The 17654-nt window shown below is 42.6% G+C and carries 16 protein-coding genes; 7 read left to right on the forward strand and 9 right to left on the reverse strand.

The annotated features are described in order from the left end of the window. Nucleotides 1-102: 102 nt before the first annotated feature. The 8 genes from porN to CLV31_RS18290 all read right to left on the reverse strand — a co-directional run bounded on the left by porN (nucleotide 103) and on the right by CLV31_RS18290 (nucleotide 9319). Entirely contained in the window at nucleotides 103-915 is an 813-nt protein-coding gene (porN, locus tag CLV31_RS18255) for a type IX secretion system ring subunit PorN/GldN (RefSeq protein WP_111394520.1), read from the reverse strand. 27 nt (nucleotides 916-942) lie between these two features. Next, entirely contained in the window at nucleotides 943-2544 is a 1602-nt protein-coding gene (gene porM, locus CLV31_RS18260; RefSeq protein ID WP_111394521.1) for a type IX secretion system motor protein PorM/GldM, read from the reverse strand. A 38-nt stretch (nucleotides 2545-2582) separates the two neighbouring features. Beyond that, nucleotides 2583-3356, reverse strand: coding sequence for a type IX secretion system motor protein PorL/GldL (gene porL, locus CLV31_RS18265; protein WP_111394522.1), 774 nt, complete (start codon nucleotides 3354-3356; stop codon nucleotides 2583-2585). A gap of 39 nt (nucleotides 3357-3395) precedes the next feature. After that, nucleotides 3396-4490 carry a T9SS ring complex lipoprotein PorK/GldK gene (gene porK, locus CLV31_RS18270; RefSeq protein WP_111394523.1) on the reverse strand — a complete coding sequence of 365 codons (1095 nt, stop codon included), beginning with the start codon at nucleotides 4488-4490 and terminating at the stop codon, nucleotides 3396-3398. A 169-nt stretch (nucleotides 4491-4659) separates the two neighbouring features. Continuing rightward, complete coding sequence (locus CLV31_RS18275; protein ID WP_111394524.1) at nucleotides 4660-5640, reverse strand: PorP/SprF family type IX secretion system membrane protein; 981 nt, start codon at nucleotides 5638-5640, stop codon at nucleotides 4660-4662. A gap of 74 nt (nucleotides 5641-5714) precedes the next feature. Further along, complete coding sequence (locus CLV31_RS18280) at nucleotides 5715-6488, reverse strand: uroporphyrinogen-III synthase (RefSeq protein ID WP_111394525.1); 774 nt, start codon at nucleotides 6486-6488, stop codon at nucleotides 5715-5717. Nucleotides 6489-6521: 33 nt separating this feature from the next. After that, nucleotides 6522-7634 carry a DUF4271 domain-containing protein gene (locus CLV31_RS18285; protein WP_111394526.1) on the reverse strand — a complete coding sequence of 371 codons (1113 nt, stop codon included), beginning with the start codon at nucleotides 7632-7634 and terminating at the stop codon, nucleotides 6522-6524. 17 nt (nucleotides 7635-7651) lie between these two features. Then, entirely contained in the window at nucleotides 7652-9319 is a 1668-nt protein-coding gene (locus tag CLV31_RS18290; RefSeq protein WP_146250926.1) for a POTRA domain-containing protein, read from the reverse strand. A 70-nt stretch (nucleotides 9320-9389) separates the two neighbouring features. On the opposite strand from CLV31_RS18290, the gene hemW reads away from it, so the two are divergent. From hemW to CLV31_RS18325, 7 genes are all read left to right on the forward strand, one after another. After that, nucleotides 9390-10511: a radical SAM family heme chaperone HemW gene (gene hemW / locus CLV31_RS18295; protein WP_111394528.1), complete on the forward strand. Its 1122-nt coding sequence runs from the start codon at nucleotides 9390-9392 to the stop codon at nucleotides 10509-10511. Between the two features lie 4 nt (nucleotides 10512-10515). Then, nucleotides 10516-10827 carry a DUF721 domain-containing protein gene (locus tag CLV31_RS18300; protein WP_111394529.1) on the forward strand — a complete coding sequence of 104 codons (312 nt, stop codon included), beginning with the start codon at nucleotides 10516-10518 and terminating at the stop codon, nucleotides 10825-10827. Between the two features lie 96 nt (nucleotides 10828-10923). Beyond that, nucleotides 10924-12996, forward strand: a complete 2073-nt coding sequence (locus CLV31_RS18305) for a GAF domain-containing SpoIIE family protein phosphatase (RefSeq protein WP_111394530.1) — start codon at nucleotides 10924-10926, stop codon at nucleotides 12994-12996. A gap of 20 nt (nucleotides 12997-13016) precedes the next feature. After that, nucleotides 13017-13361, forward strand: coding sequence for an STAS domain-containing protein (locus CLV31_RS18310; protein ID WP_111394531.1), 345 nt, complete (start codon nucleotides 13017-13019; stop codon nucleotides 13359-13361). After that, nucleotides 13351-13764, forward strand: a complete 414-nt coding sequence (locus CLV31_RS18315) for an ATP-binding protein (RefSeq protein WP_111394532.1) — start codon at nucleotides 13351-13353, stop codon at nucleotides 13762-13764. The genes CLV31_RS18310 and CLV31_RS18315 overlap by 11 nt, the downstream gene beginning before the upstream one ends. 87 nt (nucleotides 13765-13851) lie before the next feature. After that, nucleotides 13852-15846 (forward strand): peptidylprolyl isomerase, encoded by a 1995-nt coding sequence (locus CLV31_RS18320; protein WP_111394533.1) that lies wholly within the window; start codon nucleotides 13852-13854, stop codon nucleotides 15844-15846. A 40-nt stretch (nucleotides 15847-15886) separates the two neighbouring features. Next, nucleotides 15887-17251, forward strand: a complete 1365-nt coding sequence (locus CLV31_RS18325; protein WP_394335971.1) for a peptidylprolyl isomerase — start codon at nucleotides 15887-15889, stop codon at nucleotides 17249-17251. 59 nt (nucleotides 17252-17310) lie between these two features. Here CLV31_RS18325 and CLV31_RS18330 read toward each other — a convergent pair whose 3' ends face one another. Then, nucleotides 17311-17628, reverse strand: coding sequence for a hypothetical protein (locus tag CLV31_RS18330; protein ID WP_111394535.1), 318 nt, complete (start codon nucleotides 17626-17628; stop codon nucleotides 17311-17313). Nucleotides 17629-17654: the final 26 nt, after the last annotated feature.

The raw sequence follows: 17654 nt of genomic DNA on the forward strand, positions 1-17654 counted from the left end.
TTTTGCACACCTCAAAATATCCATTTTGAGTTAAACAAGAAAGGCTAGCCGAGAAATCAGCTAGCCTTTAAACTATCTACTTTTGAGACAGCCTCTTTTCTATTACCACTCCCAAAGGGAGTTTTCAAATTCTAATAGCTTGTACTCAAACTCCAAAGAGTTGATATACGCCTGCATCTCCGGATTAGGATGATCTGCTTTTACCAAATCGGCAATCAAAGCCTCGTCAGGATTAGTGAATCTTCGAACCACAGATCTAAACAATCTGGATTCAAAAGCCTCATCATAGGTCAGGCTTTTGGAAATGTTCTGAAAATTCAACCAACGCGCTTCCGGGTGATTCTTAAAGTAATTCACAAAATCCTTGTATCGGATATACGCAACTGTCTTTTGACCGGCATTGGCATTGGTAACCGAAGGCATGACAAGCTCAATATACTTGATATCAAAGACTAAATCTGAATGATGACGGTCAAACACAAAGTCTTCCTTGAAATCGAGATAATACAATTGCTTCATGAAGATCGAATCACCATTGGCAGAGATCCAGAAATTATCTTGGAATTCCGCAATAGAAAGTGGCTTGGTGAAATCTTCGTCAGCAAAAACTTCCAATGCGTTTTCATCCACCACCGCTTTGTAAATATGGTTTACAATTCCATTGGCCTTATTATCTCCTGAACCGTAAAGAGAAAGATTATACTTTTCCCTTAGATCAATTCTTCTCCAAACAGAGATTTGGTACATTTTATCATCCTCTCGGATACGTTTGGCAGATAATACGGTGTCCATGGCAAATTGCCGATCCCCAAATCCGGAAGGATTCACAGAAGTGGCCACCTGTCCAACAGCCAAGTCACTAATTCCAAAGGCAATTAGCATTACCGAAAAGATGTGTCGCACAAATCGTTTCATAGGAAGTTTATTTAAATCGAGTTCCTCTTATTTAATCGGAATTCGAAGGATTTCTCTTTGTTCAGAGTTGATTTTGTTGCCTCTGAAGTTGGTTCTTGTTACTTGAGTTACTCGAACTACGATTTGGTCACCCGGTCTGGCACTTTCGAGCAAAGATCTCATACCGGAGCCAATTGGAACCGTAGCTCTTGGGACCTCACTTCTCAAGAGGATCAATTCTCCTCCCGTCACCTCGAAATTAGCGTCCTTGGCCATCGTTCTGGCGAAAGTAGGCTCAGGTTTGGCAATTATCTTCATTCCACTCAATACATTCACGGGTTGAGCTTGGCTCATATCCAATTCTGCTCCATTTGATCCCACCGCACGGATAGTGGGTGCAGGTACAGGCTTGATATCAAACGAAACGTCTCCGATTTTATTACCTCCACTGCTGACGCCAATCGTCACTTTACCGGAAGCTCCGGGAATCACAGTCACCTGACCTGGACGATTGCCTTTGATCGGTTGACCATTGGAAACATTGAACTCAGGAGAATACGTATTTCCCAAAGCTGGAACTTCGATAAGAAGCTCATTGGCGCAATCTGCATACAATTGCTGCACGACCTCTGAAGAAACTTTGATCACAGGCTGTGCAACGAAGTACTCATATTCTACCGGGAGCACTTTGTCTTCACCACCCACATTGGTCACAATTTCTCCTTTAAGAACTTTACGAGCCAACCCTTTGTCATCGTATTGACCGGCGGGCGTAGCTGTAAACTCAATCTTACCAAAACCTTTCTCATCTACAGGTACCGCACGTCCGTCCAAACTCATGGTAGGTACTGCGGAGGAAGAAGAAGAAGCGATAAACATGGTACCTTCGAATTTGGTACCTGCTGCAACCACATTCGATACAGCGGAGATTTTTGCTTCAGTGATGTCAGCTTTGAAATAAAACGATCCAATGGTATTGGCGATATTGGTCAAAGATTCACTTTCGATATTCAATACCTCATTCTGGAATTGAGAAATCAATGCGATCACTGCACCCACTGGAGATTTGACAAAAGTCAAAGCCACAAAACTCTTATTTCTGGCCTCACGATCGTTTGCAAAGAGTTCGATTTCTGCTGCATCTCTCGCGATTGGACGGAATGTCAAATCGGTGATTCCAATTCCACTAAGTATTCCTTGAATAGTTTGAGGATATTCATTTAGCTTTTGCTTCATTTCTTCCCCCTTACCATTATTGGCAAACATGTTTCCAGGAACCTCAGTATTTTTCAGGTTGGCATTCACAAAGTTGCCTTCCTCATTCTTCGCATTGGACTGAAGGATCAAATCCTGCTTGAGTTGTTCCAGGTAATCATAGATTTCCTTGGTAGCTTCTCTGACCTTTTTGGCAGCAGCTACTTTGGGAACGTCCTTTTCATTGTTACCTTGTTGCTCTACCGTGTATTCAATCGAACCTACGGTAGACTCATTCTTCAAAATATAATTTCTGGAAGTTCTTTCCATCCCGTCATTGAGAAGGACAAACTTCTGGAGGATCTGATTACTTACCTGGAGGGCCAGCAAGGCCGTCAATACCAGGTACATCATCCCGATCATCCGCTGTCTAGGTGTCTCTTTAGCTCCTGCCATCTTCTGTTTTTTTCTATGCTAGATGTGAGAGAATCGGATTAACCTTTCATGGCAGAAAGCATTCCACCATAGATTTTGTTGAGAGAGCTAACATTTTGATTCAACTTAGCCAATTCATTTTTGAAGGCTTCAGTTTCCTTTCCAGCTTCTGTAATCCCTGCCATAGCAGCAGACATATTGCTGTAGAATTTATTCAATGTCTTCACATGACTGTTGGCGTCTTGAAGCTCCAATTCATAGACTGCATTGAGGGCAGAAAGATTCTTGGTCACGGTCTGAATCTGGGTGTGATATGCTTTTGCATCTTGTGATGCGGCAGACATTTCAGTAAGTGCCGCGGCAGTTTTACCATAAGAAACGTTCATATCGGCCAAAGTCTTGGCAGCAGATTTGACATTAGTAGCATATTCGTTGGTAGCCACTGCAGCATCTGAAAGATTTCCCATCTTTTCTGCAGAAGTGGCCAGGTTTTGCATTCCTTTACCAAGGCTTTCGATCAATTCAGGACCGATCTTAGCTTTGGAAAGCATGTCATCAAGCTTGGCAGAAACATCATCACCTTTAGATTTTTTCGAAGACCCCCCGTCTGCTAGCTCTGGATAGATTTTACTCCAATCCATTTCTTCTTGTCTTGGCTCGAATGCGGATAGGAAGAAGATAATTGCCTCAGTTGTCAAACCTACACCAATCATCAGGTTGGCACCTTGCCAATCTAGAATTTTAAACATCGCACCGAGAATAACGACTGCTGCACCAATACCGTAGATCTTGGGCATGACGCTGGAATAAAAGAAGTTGCCTTTGCTAGCCATTTTGTAATTTTTGAATTAAGGTTTAGGTTTTTGTTTTTTTTATCTTCTTGTTCTTTTTGATGATTTGACGTCCATAGAGCCGGATCTACCGATGAAGGTCATGGCCGTACGGAAACCGATGTGAGCTTGAGCAACATCCTGGTACTCATAAGCTCTGGTTGAGGTTTCTAGGTAATGTGCGATATCTTTCCAACTTCCTCCGCGAACAAGCTTTCTAGGCTCATTTGGGTCATCGTAGACAGGATCCAAATCCCAAGTGTCCACTCGAGCGGTAGCTTTGTAAGCATCCATCACCCATTCCGCTACATTTCCTGACATATTATATAGTCCAAAACCATTGGGAGCAAATACATCTACCGGCGCCGTGTAGGCAAAGCCGTCGTCAATGTAATTACCTCTTCCAGGCTTAAAGTTGGCCATTAGACAACCTCTTTTATTTTTAAGATATGGACCTCCCCAAGGATACTTGGCCACATCTTTTCCACCTTTTGCAGCATATTCCCATTCCGCTTCTGAAGGCAATCGGAAGGAAGGCACATCAAAGTCAGATTCATCGTTTGCTCTAAGGTGGTAAGTTCTCCACTCGCAGTATTTCTTAGCTTGATCCCAAGTGACTCCTACTACAGGATAATTATCAAAGGCAGGATGATCAAAATAAAACTCCATTAACGGATCACCATAGTGGTATGAAAAACTGGTAGACCAAACAGTAGTATCCGGTCTCAACTCATCATAATTCAAAGATGGAGGATCTTTAAGTGTGGTTGGTGTACCTGTCGCTAGCTCACCATTTTTGACCGCTTCCAAAAATTGGCGGTACTTGTTGTTGGAAACTTCATATTTGTCCATGAAAAATTCAGAGATGGTAATCTGCTTGTTCATTGCAGATTGGGTGTAGGCAATATCCTCATCCGACTGCCCCATCCAAAACGTACCCGCTTTCACCGGAACCATGTCGATCGGAAGGTTTTGCTGCCAGCTTGCCCTTTTGGGAACCCCTGTCACCTCACCCCTTCTGTTTGCTTTCTCGCTAGCCGAACCCTTCTTATTAAAAAGACCACAACCCGGTAGCAAAAGAACAATTGCTAGACCAAAAGTGAGCGGCACTAAACGGAGTTTCATTTTTTTATACATAAATGACGTTTTTTAAATCATCAAATTCTTCCCAATCTAAAATCTTCATGGAGTTCGAAATTTAGCGGAATAAACCGCACTAATGCAAATAACCTGCCAATTTTAAACCTTTTTGTAAATCAAACGTAACGCAGATTTTTGTAACACTATACTGAGGTAGACCAGTGTTTTAAAACCTGAATCTAGGAGTTCTTTGGATCACTCTTTCTATTTCCCTACTTACCTCCACCAGAGTGTACCTTAGCATTAATTCATGTGAAGTAGGAGACTTGGCCTCCAATCCACCCACTACCAAATCAAACGCATAGCCCAGTTTCAACGAATTATCCCTTAAAAGACTGTAGCCCAAAATCAGGGAAATGGATTCTTCCCCTCTGTACGCCAATCCCCCATTGATCCTATTCTGATGAGTAGCCATAACGCTCACATCATAGGAAAAATTATTAAAGCCAACAGATTTTATAAGGAAACTCGGCTCAATTCTCAACTGACCTATTGGCCGAACCCTATATCCAAAAAGAAAGTAGCTGTGATCTTTCAGCTGATTCTCATAGGAGGCATCTCCGAAATCAAAAGTTGGTTGATTTAAATGCTTGGCACTTAATCCCAAATAAAAATCTCTCCGGTCAAAAAACACCCCTGCTCCAAAGTCCAAAGCCATTTGATTTTCTTTACCTGCTTGAGGAAGATTAGGTTCGGGATTGACCACGATGAGTTCCCCATAATCCAAAGCACTTGAGAACATGCCGACATACCCTCCCACACTTAGGGTTGACCTTTTGATTTTTTTATGATAACTCCCTTGTAGGTTAATCTCCAAATTGGATGTGGCTCCAATCTTATCATTTACAAGCGTAAGACCATAACCGACATTCTTAGAATCCAGCCTTCCCTGAGCGGAAATCAATTGGGTAGTGGGAGCTCCACCGGCACCAGAACTTGTGGTGTAATTCAACCATTGAGACCGATGCAGTGCCGAAAAACGGTACCCGCTTTCTTTACCTACCACCGCGGGATTGTAAAATGTCCCATTGAACATGTACTGCGTAAACTGCGCGTCTTGCTGAGCAAAAGCAACCTTTGAAGCTAGCAGAAAGGTCACAGTAAGACTAAGTTTGAAAAAAATATCCAATGGGCTTTTTGTAGTCATTTGGCTATGGCTTGTTCAAATTTAAACTAGTGTAGGAATTTAAACTGAAAAACCACAGAAAATGATTCTAAGAATTACAAATTATTGGCCTTTTTTATATAAAGCTCCAATGCACCGGTCATACTTGGGGCATTTGGCATCGGAGCTTCAATATCCAAAATCAAACCCATATCTCTTACCGCTTGGGCTGTGGTAGGCCCAAAAGCTGCTATTCTGGTATTTCCTTGCTCAAAATCTGGGAAATTTTGCTTCAAAGATTTTATACCTGAAGGACTGAAAAACGCAAGGATATCATATTTGACATCTGCCAAATCTGAGAGATCTGCGGCGACGGTGTGATAAATGATTGCTTCGGTAAACGTGATGCCATGCTTTTCCATGTATCCCGGAATATCATCTTTTCTGATATCCGAGCAGGGGAAAAGATATTTCTCGTTTTTATGCTTTTTAAAATAATCAAACAAATCCTCAGCGGTCTTCTGACCTACAAAAAGCTTGCGTTTCCTGATGACGATGTATTTTTGAAGGTAGTGCGCTGTTTGATCAGAAATACAGAAATATTTCATTTCAGCAGGCATTTCAATTTTGAAATCCTTGCAGATCGCAAAAAAGTGATCAATCGCATTTCTGCTGGTAAAAATAACCGCCGTATGCTTCAGGATATCGATTTTCTGCTTTCTAAACTCCTTCGGCGGGACTGGCTCAACCTTGATAAATTGTCTAAAATCAATTTTGAGCTTGTATTTTTCCGCAAGAAGTAAATAGGGAGAATTTGCGTCTGTAGGCTTTGGCTGGGAAACTAGGATACTTTTTACTGGCTTAAAGCGATCTTTTGGAGCTGCACTCATGCTAGTCTTTCCTTTATTTATGAGTTTAAAACGTCATTGGCCTAGCACCATAATCCACTTGGAGAGGATTAAAAAAGGTACTATTTCCGCGATGCAAAGGTAAGTAAATAAATGGTATTTCTTAAAACTCAACCGATTCATCATAATCAAAAAGAGCCCGAAGACCCCTAAGACATAAAACCAAAAGAACAAAGACATCAGCGAACCGAAGACCGAGGAGATTACTGAAAAATTGTTGACCATAAAATAACACCCTATTAGGATCACCGCGGAAAACCCGATTACAATTAGGCGTAGCAAGTAGAAAAAATGAGCGAATTCAGATTTGCCCAGGTCAAAGAGATAGCTGATTATCCTGATGGCGATAAATTTAAGAATCGTCAAAATCAACATGCCAAAAGACCCTGCGAGCCAAATCATCATAAACGAGGCAAAATCCCACCCCAACCAACCTTTCAGCCATTCCGGCCTAAAAATCAAAATTGAGGTTACGGCACTTTGAGAAATCATCATTCCGACAATCAACAAATAAAACAGGATATCGAAAGAGAAGAACTTCTGCAAACTCCCACTTTCTGAAAAATCCTCGGCATTAATCACTGCCAGTGGCTGCAACAACACGCCCAGTAGATAGGGATACGCCAGTCGATAAATAGCCAGTAGGAAAAGAATAATCAAAAGGGAGGTGAAATAAAAATCTTTGATCGGCTGGGCGATGACCCTTCTATTCTCAGGCGTATCTCCGGCTTTGGCTGTAAAGCCCATAGTCATTTCCTGATCTAAAACTTTTGAAACACTCAATGAAACTCCCCCAAGACTGATCCTGTCATTGATGACTGTCAATTGGATGGTTTCTTTCTCAAACTCTTCTTTCAGCTTGTAGACAGGCACCTGAAAAACAGTATCCTTTTGAAACAACCTCCACAGCTTCCCCTCGATAAATAGCGTGGAATTCCCTGGAACCTCAAATCTTAAAAACGACTCTGGAAAAGTCTCTAAATTTACCGACAGCTGTTTTTGGACTTCTCGGGAGACAAGAGATTGTTTGTCTGAATTGACCCATTCTTGGTCATAATTCTCCACTAATTGGGCAAAACCAGTACGGCCCAAAAACAGAAAACCAAGAATCAATACAAGCCTTAACATCTCAACAGTCAATCACTCTAAAATCTAGCCAAATAACCAAAATGAATCCGGGAGTAGGAAAACGATAAGGGTTGCATATTCGAACTTCCCAAACCAAACACAAAACTGAACAATCCTCCTTCAGTGTCCAAATTTATTCCCAATCCAAATGAGCGGGGTTTGTCATTTTTTGGTGAAAAATATGAGTTGTTAAGTACTCCAAAGTCTCCGAACACCATCAGAAAGGAATTGTCTCCGAAGAAAACTCGCTGCTCAGCACTAAAAAAAGCATACCTGTCGGCAAAGAAAAACTTCTCGTTGAAACCTCGGATGGACCGAAGCCCTCCCAATCGGTAAAATTCGTTGAGAAACAAATTTTCATTTTTCATGATTGCCCCATTCAGACGAAAATACAAGCCAAGAAAAGGTTTTAGGAAAAGATGCTTTTCCGCATTTACCATACCCTGAAATTGAGGAGAGGACCTTGGGATTTCTTGGTATAATTCTACTGGAAGGGCCGTGTTTTCAATTACCCGTTTATTCCCCAATGAAATCTCGGTAGTCAAAATTGCTCCTCTTCGAGCAAAAAAAGGATCATCCAACCAGTCCCAAGTACTTCCAATTCCATATTGATTCCATCGGTAATCCAAAGATGTTGGAAGAGGGCTAGTCCTCTCTGAAGTTCCTATCAAGTCTCCTGATTGCCTTCGGTTGAAAAACTTCAAATACCCGGAGTCAGAAATCCGATATCCAAAATCAATCTGGAAAGTCCGGTTGACAAATGAGCTGTCTTGCTTGAGCAGCGAAAAATTCAATTGAAGGTCGAGAGGAGATCGAAACAAAAAGGACTCCTTTGCACTTACCTCCAGACTTTGCGATTGAATGTTTAGGCGTTGCCAATGCACTGAAAAATCTCTTCCTTTTCCTCCAAGGTGATACAAATCCAAATTCAACTCTCCGGTCAGTAATAAGGTATTGGGTTCATTCTGATTGGGGATCAATCCGATGACACCGTCAAACACATTGATTTTTCTGTCTTTTAGAATAAAGTACGGCTTGGCAGTTTTGATCTGGAAGTTGAGTTCGGGTACGGAGGCCAAGGAAAAATAAGGTGATCTTTTAATCCTCTGGATCGATTTTTCCAAATCCGATTGGGAAAACACCGCTCCCGGCAGTATGCCCGAAAATTGCTGCAGGTACCTTTGTTGGGTCTTGGTATCTCCGCTGACTACAAGACTATCCCAAGTAATCAACGGCCCTTCCTCAAAGACAAACACCCCAGAAAGGCTTTCCCCTTCGATTTTCACACTGTCCAGCCAGATCTTCGCGAAGGGATAACCATGGTTTTCGGCTTCTCTCACCACCTTCTCCATCCATCCATACGGCTCAGAATAATTCTTTCCAGACATACCGATTCTTGTCCAAAGCTTCTGAGGTACCTCTCCCATTCGGAGTTCTTCCCAAAAAAACAGAGGCCCGGAGTCGATGTGAATAAATAAGGTATCCAATCGCTGCTGTTGGCCGACTTCAGTCTGAAGAAATCCATTCTCAGTCCATACATTCCTGATGGAATCCGCGAATAGCCTTGCGCTTCCTATTTCTTGAAACACCCGACTTTTGTACTGGGCCTGCTCGCTTTTTTTCCACTGAACAGAGAAAACGTTTTGTCCCAAGCACCACGTGTTTCCGAGGAGTAACCAAAACATCAGGATCAAACAAGGTGCTCTCAAACCAAGAGATGGGGATTAGTTATATTTGCAAGTTAACTGAAATAGCGTGGCAGGCATCTACATCCATATTCCATTTTGCAGGCAAGCCTGTCACTATTGTGATTTCCATTTTACTACCAACCTGGGTAAAATGAATGAATTGACTGAGGCCATTCTCATCGAAATCGAGCAAAGGAAAGACTATTTGAATGGAGCGGCGGTAGAAACAGTCTATTTTGGAGGGGGCACTCCTTCTTTGTTGCCTGAAGTCCAATTGGAGAGGATCTTGGAAAAGATTTTCACTTTTTTCCCCGGAAAAAAAACAGAAATCACGCTGGAAGCAAACCCCGATGATCTGAATGAGAAAAAGATCAACCATTGGAAATCCATGGGAATTGATCGGCTCAGCCTGGGAATCCAAAGCTTTCAGCAAGAGATCCTCAAAGCATATAACCGGGCCCATTCTGCCGATGAGGCCAAAAAAGCGATAGAATTGGGCCGAAAGGGAGGATTTGAGAAATTTTCGATTGACTTGATTTACGGTTTCCCACATCCGGATCATCATCTTTGGAAAAAAGACCTCGAGGAAGCTCTGCGGCAGGATCCAGGCCATATTTCGGCCTATGCACTGACTGTCGAGCCAAAGACTGTACTCGGAAACTGGACCAAGAAAGGAAAATTCACACCTGCAGAGGAGGACTTCACTGCAGAACAATTTGAATGGCTTCAAGAGCAGACCGACAAAGCAGGGTACGTCCAATACGAGATCTCAAACTTTGGTAAACCCAATCAATTTGCTGTTCATAACACCAGCTATTGGAAGGGTATTCCTTACTTGGGATTGGGCCCGAGTGCCCATTCTTTCAACGGAGTAGAAAGGGGATTCAACCCCTCTTCCAATCCGGCTTATGTAAAAATGCTCCTATCCGGATCTAGCCCTTTCCAGGTTGACCCTATGGACCGGACCGATCAGTTCAACGAGGAGATATTAACCGGACTTCGTACCATTTGGGGCATTGATTTGGACGATTTGCTCCACCGATATCAGGTCGACCTTAGGACAATCAAATCCACTACGATCCATAAATTAGAAAAGGAAGGGTGGTTATTGGCCCAAGGCAATCACCTATCTTTGAGCCGAAGAGGTAAATTACTTGCCGATACTATCGCCTTGGAGCTTTTTATCTGATTTTATGAAATACGATCCCTATCACGGAAGGAAAAAAGAAGCTGCTCCACTGGAATCCGCATTCCAAGAACTGCTCAAAGCTTATCGACTGGAGGATAAATTTCGGGAAAATCTGCTCATCAACTCCTGGACAGACCTGGTAGGCAAAACCATTGCCGATAGGACCGGTACTATTTTTATAAAAGAAAAAAAACTGGTGGTAAAAATTACCTCGGGACCTGTAAAAAAAGAACTCCAATTGAACCGTTCCAAGGTTCTTTCTCTAATCGAAGAAAAAATCGGAAAAGGCATCGTGGAAGATTTAGTTTTCCTTTAACCAAATTTTGATGATTTTTAACATCGATCCCTGATCCTAAGTCTGATCAGAAAATCAGGATTGATCGACATTAAGTATTATTGCGAAAGCATTCCGATGGTCAAGATCCCAACAATTCATATCGGCAAACTCAGTTTTTTACTAGCCATTTTGGTATGGCTGGCCCTACTGTTTGTGGATTTGGTGAGAATTTTTGGAATCATCAATGAATTGGATTCCGGAATTTCCGAAGAATTTACCTGGATTTTGGAGATCCTGTTTTTTTTCACGCTCTATGGATTTTACACCTATTCTATCGGCAAAAACAGTCAGGGCGATTTCCTTAACCTAATTTGGCGGGGAGCTACGACCGGAATTTTTGCTTCGGCGATGGGGCTGTTGACCCAGCTTTTCTATTCGGTCATGGGCGAAAGTAAAATCGGAAATGAGCCTTTTCTGAGAAACTTCTTTTACCACCTCAATTTCGCCTTTACTACCCTGTTTCTTATTTCCACAGCCTTGCTTTGGAAGCACCTCATTCTCTACCAGAAAAACAAACAAGTCGTCAAACAATGGCAGGCTTTTGAATTTACCATGCTGGTAGCCATGTTTTTCGTGTTTTTCAACAAAAACAACTTTGACTATAGCTTTCTTTTCGGGCTGGTGATTCTCCTGATCATTTCCATCGTCCTGTCCGGAAACCTGAAGTGGATTCCCTACCTGACGTTTAAGGAGAAGTGGAAATCCATTCTTTTCCTTTCCATCATTCTGTTGAGTACCGGATACCTGTTCAACCGGCTCCTTACTTACGGGAATGATGAAAGATTTCAAATCAACCTGACAGACAACCTTTTCCTCATGGCCCTTTTTGGGTTTATTTTTGTGTATGCCCTGTTCAGTTTTTTGGTCACCCTGTTTAACCTTCCCACTTCTTCAGTTTTTGAACAAAAATTAACCGAGGCGATCAATTTCCAACGACTGAGTCAATCCATACAGCCTGAAGAAAACGAGGAACAGGTATTGGATATCCTGATGGACTCCTGCATGAGTGCTTCTTATTCAGATGCCGCATGGCTTGAAATGAATCCTTCCGAAAACCTCACTGAAATTGATCAACTCCGATTTTTGGAATTGGAAACCAAAAAGGAGATTTCGGATTGGATTCAAACCCAAAAAGCAGCCCAAGATTGGGCCACGGGAGACAAGCCGGAAAACCTTCAACCACTTTCCCTTCGTCTGGAACATCCCAAATTTGAATCCCTCTTGCTGGTCCCCTTGACCATCAATAAAGTAGCCATAGGCAGAATGGTGTTGTGCAAAGAGGTTCGGGATGGGTTCAACAAAGAGATGATCAACATCATCAGCACATTTGTAAGACAGGCCTGTATTGCAGTTGAAAACCACCGTCTGCTCAATCAGGCCATTCTCAACGAGCGATATCAGGAAGAGCTTAAAATTGCACAAAGAGTTCAAAAGGCGCTTTTACCGACTCGATTGGATCATCCGGATTCTTTTGACATTTGTGCCTATTCCAATGCAGCCGATGAAGTTGGGGGAGATTACTACGACACGTTCAAGCTCGATGAAAACAGATACGTGCTGATCATCGGAGACGTATCCGGAAAAGGAACTTCGGCCGCCTTTCACATGTCACAGATGAAAGGCGTTTTTCACAGTCTCATCCAGCTGGAACTTAGTCCTTCGGATTTTATGATCAGGGCCAACGCGGCCTTGAGTAAATGCCTGGAAAGAAACCATTTTATTACAGCTTCCATTTTCCTCATTGATCTACGGGAAAATTCCTTCACTCACGCCAGGGCAGGTCATGTGCCGACGCTGATTTATCGTGCCAATGAACAAAAATCTGAGTTTCTGATGTTTGATGGATTGGGCTTGGGAATTTTAAGAAACAAGCTCTATGAAAATCACGTTCAGGAAAGAACCTTCCACTATGCTCCCGGAGATATCCTGGTTTTGATCACGGATGGAGTAGTAGAGGCAAAAAACCAAAAAGGGAATCAATTTGGTTTTGAGCGAATAAAAAGTCTGGTTGAAATCAACTGCCACAAAACACCCAAAGAGCTTCAGCAGGTTTTGATCGACTCGCTTCATGAGTTTGTGGGGGGAGATGGCATGATAGACGATGATTATTCGCTGATGGTGGTCAAGTTTAAAGAATCAGAAAGCTAAAAAACGATAGAAGTACCTACATGCTCAACCTACACAAATCCAAAGAATCCCATTTCGACATCCTGAGCTTAAGCGGCGAAGTAGATGCAAGCAACTCTGTGATATTGGATCACGCAATCAAAGAGTTGGTGGAAGAAGGGGCCAAAGTTATTTTGGTAGATGGTCAAAACCTGGAGTACATTTCTTCGGCAGGACTGGGCGTATTCATGTCTTATCTGGAAGATTTCCAGGATCAGGGGATTCGGCTGGTCATTTTCGGGCTTTCTCCTCGAGTGTATGAAGTATTTAAGATTTTAGGATTGGATCAGTTGATTCCAATAGTTGAAGATAAAAGCACGGCAATTGCGAGTGAAAATGAAGTATGATTTGAATATCTCCTGCCAAACCTCTGCGCTATCAGAATTGAGAGCGTTTCTTCAGGGTGCCTTGGCCGGATTTTCTTTGAGTGATATGGAAAAGCACCAGGTAACTCTGGCGGTGGAAGAGGTGTGTGCCAACCTGATTATCCACTCCCATGGATGCAATCCACAAGATCATATCCAGTTAAGAATAAAAGAGACTGGTCAAAAATTGATTTTTGAAATTACCGATCAGGGCATGGCCTTCAATATTCTGGAATATGAAGTGCCGGATCTCAAAAAAGTGATGGTAGAAAAAAGAAAAGGTGGGTTAGGCATCATTTTGGTGAAGAAGATAATGGATGAGATAGAATTCGAATCCAAAAACGGCATCAATACCTGCCGACTGATCAAAAAGTTCAGGTCCTAATTTTGGTTAAAACCTCACACACCAAGGCATTCCAAGCGAATTCCTGTTAAATTTGTAACATTGCATTCTAAATCGGCTTTCTACTTCATGAATTACCGAGCTCTTTCGGCGCTTCTTGCTTTCATCCTCATTGTATCACCGGGTGCACATACCCCAAAAGCTATTGCCCAAAATCAAGATGAGGTTTTAGTCGACATCGGTGGCAAGTCTGTGGAAAAAGATGAATTGGTATACCTTTTATCCAAAGGAAAAGGTGCGAGTGGTACTGTCACTGGAGTAAGTAGAGAAGAATTTGAAGAGAATTTCCAGCTTTTTGTCAATTACAAACTGAAAGTCAGAGAAGCTGAATCGCTCGGGCTTGACAAAACTGAAGAATTCAACCGAGAATTTGCTTCCTTCAAAGAGACCCTTATCGCCCCTTACCTCATCAAAAATTCATTGGAGGAAGGAGAACTGAGAAAAGCTTATTCCCGCATGGAAGAAATCCTCCGAGCAAGTCATATTTTATTCCAATTCCCTCCAAATGCCTCCAATGAGGACAGCCTCATTGTACTGAAAATGGCACTCAAGGTAAAAGGCGAAATTGAAAATGGAGGGGATATCAATGAGTTGGCCCTTCAATATTCTGATGATCCTTCTGCCAAAACAAACAAAGGGGACTTGGGCTATTTTACCAGTCTTCAGATGGTTCAGCCGTTTGAGGATGCGGCATTTTCCCTTCCTCTTGGAAAAGTATCGGATCCGGTTCTGACCAATTTTGGGTACCATCTTATCCAGGTCAAAGACCGACAAAAAAACCCAGGCCAAGTCAGGGTTTCTCATATTTTGGTTCGCTTTGATCCTCAAAATGCAGGACAGGAAGAAAATGCCCGAAGAAAAATCTCAGATATATATGCCGAGATTCAAAAGGAAAACACCATTTGGGAAGACATTGTAAAATCCTACTCTGAAGACCCCGCGACTAAAGAAAACGGAGGGATTCTCCCTTGGTTTGGGGTGGGAACCATGATCCCGGAGTTTGAAATGGCCGCATTCTCCCTCACCGAATTGGGCGAAGTGTCCCCTCCCCTCAAAACTCAATACGGTTACCATATTCTGAGGCTCGAAGACAAAAAACCCCTCGATTCATACGAGGAAATGGAAGAAAGTATCCGATCCAGGATTTTGAGGGATTCAAGATCAACCATGATCCAATCTCAAGTGGTGGCGATTCAAAAAGCCAGATATGGCTTCAAAGAAAATGAGACCTCTGTAGACAATCTTGCTGCTGCCCTCAATGAGTCGGCAAAATCCACTTTTGGAGGAGTCTTGGAGTCCAAAGGATTAACTTCGGCAGAACTGTTCACCTTACAAGGAAAAACCTACAAGGCTTCCGATCTTTGGAAATACATGCAGGAGGAAGAGTTTGTGCCAAGATCAAAAGGAGGCACATTCGACATATGGTACGGGAGATACATCGCCAGTATCCTATCTCAAACAGAGCAAATGGATCTTGAGGCTAACAACAAAGAGTACCAAATGCTGCTAAAGGAATACAGGGATGGAATTCTGCTCTTCTCTTTGATGAACCAAGAGGTTTGGCAAAAGGGGATCACAGACTCCTTGGGTCAGGTGGAGTTTTACAGAAAAAATATTTCCAACTACCAATGGAAAAATAGAGTGGAAGCCTATTTGGTGAAGGTGCTTGATCTTTCCAAAATTGATATCGGGCGAAAAGCACTTCAGGGAAATGGATTCAATCCTTCTGTGATTCAGGCATTCGAGACCAATTTCAAGTCCACAGCATCCTTGGCATTTACCACAGAATCTGGAATATTCGAATACGAAAGTCACCCGATTCTTTCAAAAGCCGATTTGGGGCTTTCCTATCAAGAGATTTCAGTAGATGGAACGACGTATTTGATCAATCTAGGCCAAAAACTCCCCGCTGAACCCAGAAAATTCGAGGAATCCAGAGGATTGGTGATCAGAGACTACCAGGAATTTTTGGACAAAAGCCTCACTGATAAACTAAAAGAAAAGTACCCGGTCAAAGTAAATCAAAATGTGAAAGAAGAAGCATTTATCGCTTTGAACCAATAATCCTGACCCCAGGATATCCCAGAGAGAAGACCTAACCATGATGAAATTATTAAATCGACTTATCCTAAGCCTAAGTGGGCTATTAATCTTAGGGCATACTCTTGCCCAAGAAAATCCTCCCACAGGGCAAGTCTTGGATAAAATCGTCGCCAAAGTAGACAACAGTATCGTTCTGGAGTCCGAAGTTCAAAAAACCTACATCGAGGCCATCGCCCAATCCCAACAGGGAATGGAGGCTCCTAATCGATGCGAAGTCTTTGAAAGCCTCCTGATCAATAAACTCATGGTGGCTAAAGCTGCAATCGACTCTGTGATGGTAACAGAAGCGGAAGTATTGGTTCAGACCAACAACCGATTCAATATGGTCATGCAGCAATTCGGCGGGGATGAAAACATGCTTGCCGAAATCTACGGAAAGTCCGGTGATCAGCTGAAGGCCGAATTGGAAGAAGTAATCCGAGAGCAGCTCATTGTACAAAAAATGAGATCAAAGATTACCGAGGGAATTACGGTATCCCCGGCAGAAGTAAGAGCCTTTTTTAACAGCATTCCAAGGGACTCTTTACCTCTGTTTACTTCCGAAGCCACGGTAGGACAAATTGTAAGAAAGCCTGAAGCAAATCCCAACATCCGAGAGGAGCTCATTGCCCAATTACTCCAGTTCAAACAGGAAATATTGGAAGGGAAATCTTCATTTGCGGATTTGGCCAAAAAATACTCCGAAGATCCGGGTTCCGGGGCACAAGGAGGAGATTTGGGATTTTTCCGTCGGGGAGAACTAGCCCCTGAATATGAAGCAACCTCACTAAGTTTGAGACCGGGTGAAATATCCGATCCGGTCGAAACCCAATTCGGCTTTCATATGATCCAATTGCTGGAAATCAAAGGAAACACCTACAACACCCGGCATATCCTGAGAATTCCAAAGGCCTCTGAAGAGGACATTCAAAAAGCCGAGCGATATTTGGACAGTTTGAAAAAACAAATTCTGGATGGTAAAATCGATTTTGCGAAAGCCGCAAAGGAATACTCTGAGGACAGGGCTACCTCTGATGCAGGCGGATTTTTTACCGACCCGGCGACCAATTCCAATCGTCTATCGTTGAGAACACTGGAAGATCCGGTACTCTATTTCACCATAGACACCATGAAAGTGGGCGATATTACCCCTCCACTACGTTTTGAAGACCCCAGAGAAGGTACAAAGGTTCGAATTCTTTATTACAAAGCCAGGTATCCTGCCCACAAGGCAAACCTTCAGGATGACTATGAGAAACTGAAAGCCGCAACCCTTCGTCGAAAAGAAGATGAAGTCCTCAGCAAATGGTTTTTGACTGCTAAGGAGGATGTTTTCATCGACATCGATCCCTCCTACGATCGGTGCAATCCTCTCCAGGATAAATAGAAAAAGGCCTCGTCGAAATCAATTCGGCGAGGCCTTTGGATTTAACTGAAAAAAGACCATTACTTTTTTCCAAAAAGAATTTTTAGCCCTTGTCCTATTTGCCTTAAACCTGCTCTGACAAAACCCTTAGACTCTTCAAGCCGGGGTTCCAGCTCTTCTTTCTTTTCCTTGTATTCTTTTTTGAGCAATTCTTTGGCCTTTTTAAGTTCAGCTTCGAGGGTTGTTTTATTCTCCTTCAAGTCATTGATTTTTTGTTCAATTTCCTCTTTGAGTTCCCCTCCTGCCTCGGCGCCCTTTTTGACCAACTCTTCAATTTTTTGACCGATCTCTGTCAGAACATCTTCCAGTTCCTGAGTGGTTGACTTTTTAGCTGTCATAATAAAAATCAGTTTGTTTGGATCTG

It is taken from the genome of Algoriphagus aquaeductus (assembly GCF_003253485.1).
Classification (GTDB): domain Bacteria; phylum Bacteroidota; class Bacteroidia; order Cytophagales; family Cyclobacteriaceae; genus Algoriphagus; species Algoriphagus aquaeductus.

Bases quoted from the DNA above. Each gene is read 5' to 3' on its own strand.
- CLV31_RS18275 (WP_111394524.1), bottom strand. From the start codon at position 5,640: ATGACTACAAAAAGCCCATTGGATATTTTTTTCAAACTTAGTCTTACT.
- CLV31_RS18300 (WP_111394529.1), top strand. From the start codon at position 10,516: ATGAAATACGATCCCTATCACGGAAGGAAAAAAGAAGCTGCTCCACTG.
- porL (WP_111394522.1), bottom strand. From the start codon at position 3,356: ATGGCTAGCAAAGGCAACTTCTTTTATTCCAGCGTCATGCCCAAGATC.
- CLV31_RS18280 (WP_111394525.1), bottom strand. From the start codon at position 6,488: ATGAGTGCAGCTCCAAAAGATCGCTTTAAGCCAGTAAAAAGTATCCTA.
- porN (WP_111394520.1), bottom strand. From the start codon at position 915: ATGAAACGATTTGTGCGACACATCTTTTCGGTAATGCTAATTGCCTTT.
- CLV31_RS18285 (WP_111394526.1), bottom strand. From the start codon at position 7,634: ATGTTAAGGCTTGTATTGATTCTTGGTTTTCTGTTTTTGGGCCGTACT.
- CLV31_RS18320 (WP_111394533.1), top strand. From the start codon at position 13,852: ATGAATTACCGAGCTCTTTCGGCGCTTCTTGCTTTCATCCTCATTGTA.
- CLV31_RS18305 (WP_111394530.1), top strand. From the start codon at position 10,924: ATGGTCAAGATCCCAACAATTCATATCGGCAAACTCAGTTTTTTACTA.
- CLV31_RS18310 (WP_111394531.1), top strand. From the start codon at position 13,017: ATGCTCAACCTACACAAATCCAAAGAATCCCATTTCGACATCCTGAGC.
- porM (WP_111394521.1), bottom strand. From the start codon at position 2,544: ATGGCAGGAGCTAAAGAGACACCTAGACAGCGGATGATCGGGATGATG.
- porK (WP_111394523.1), bottom strand. From the start codon at position 4,490: ATGTATAAAAAAATGAAACTCCGTTTAGTGCCGCTCACTTTTGGTCTA.
- CLV31_RS18315 (WP_111394532.1), top strand. From the start codon at position 13,351: ATGAAGTATGATTTGAATATCTCCTGCCAAACCTCTGCGCTATCAGAA.
- CLV31_RS18325 (WP_394335971.1), top strand. From the start codon at position 15,887: ATGAAATTATTAAATCGACTTATCCTAAGCCTAAGTGGGCTATTAATC.
- CLV31_RS18290 (WP_146250926.1), bottom strand. From the start codon at position 9,319: ATGTTTTGGTTACTCCTCGGAAACACGTGGTGCTTGGGACAAAACGTT.
- CLV31_RS18330 (WP_111394535.1), bottom strand. From the start codon at position 17,628: ATGACAGCTAAAAAGTCAACCACTCAGGAACTGGAAGATGTTCTGACA.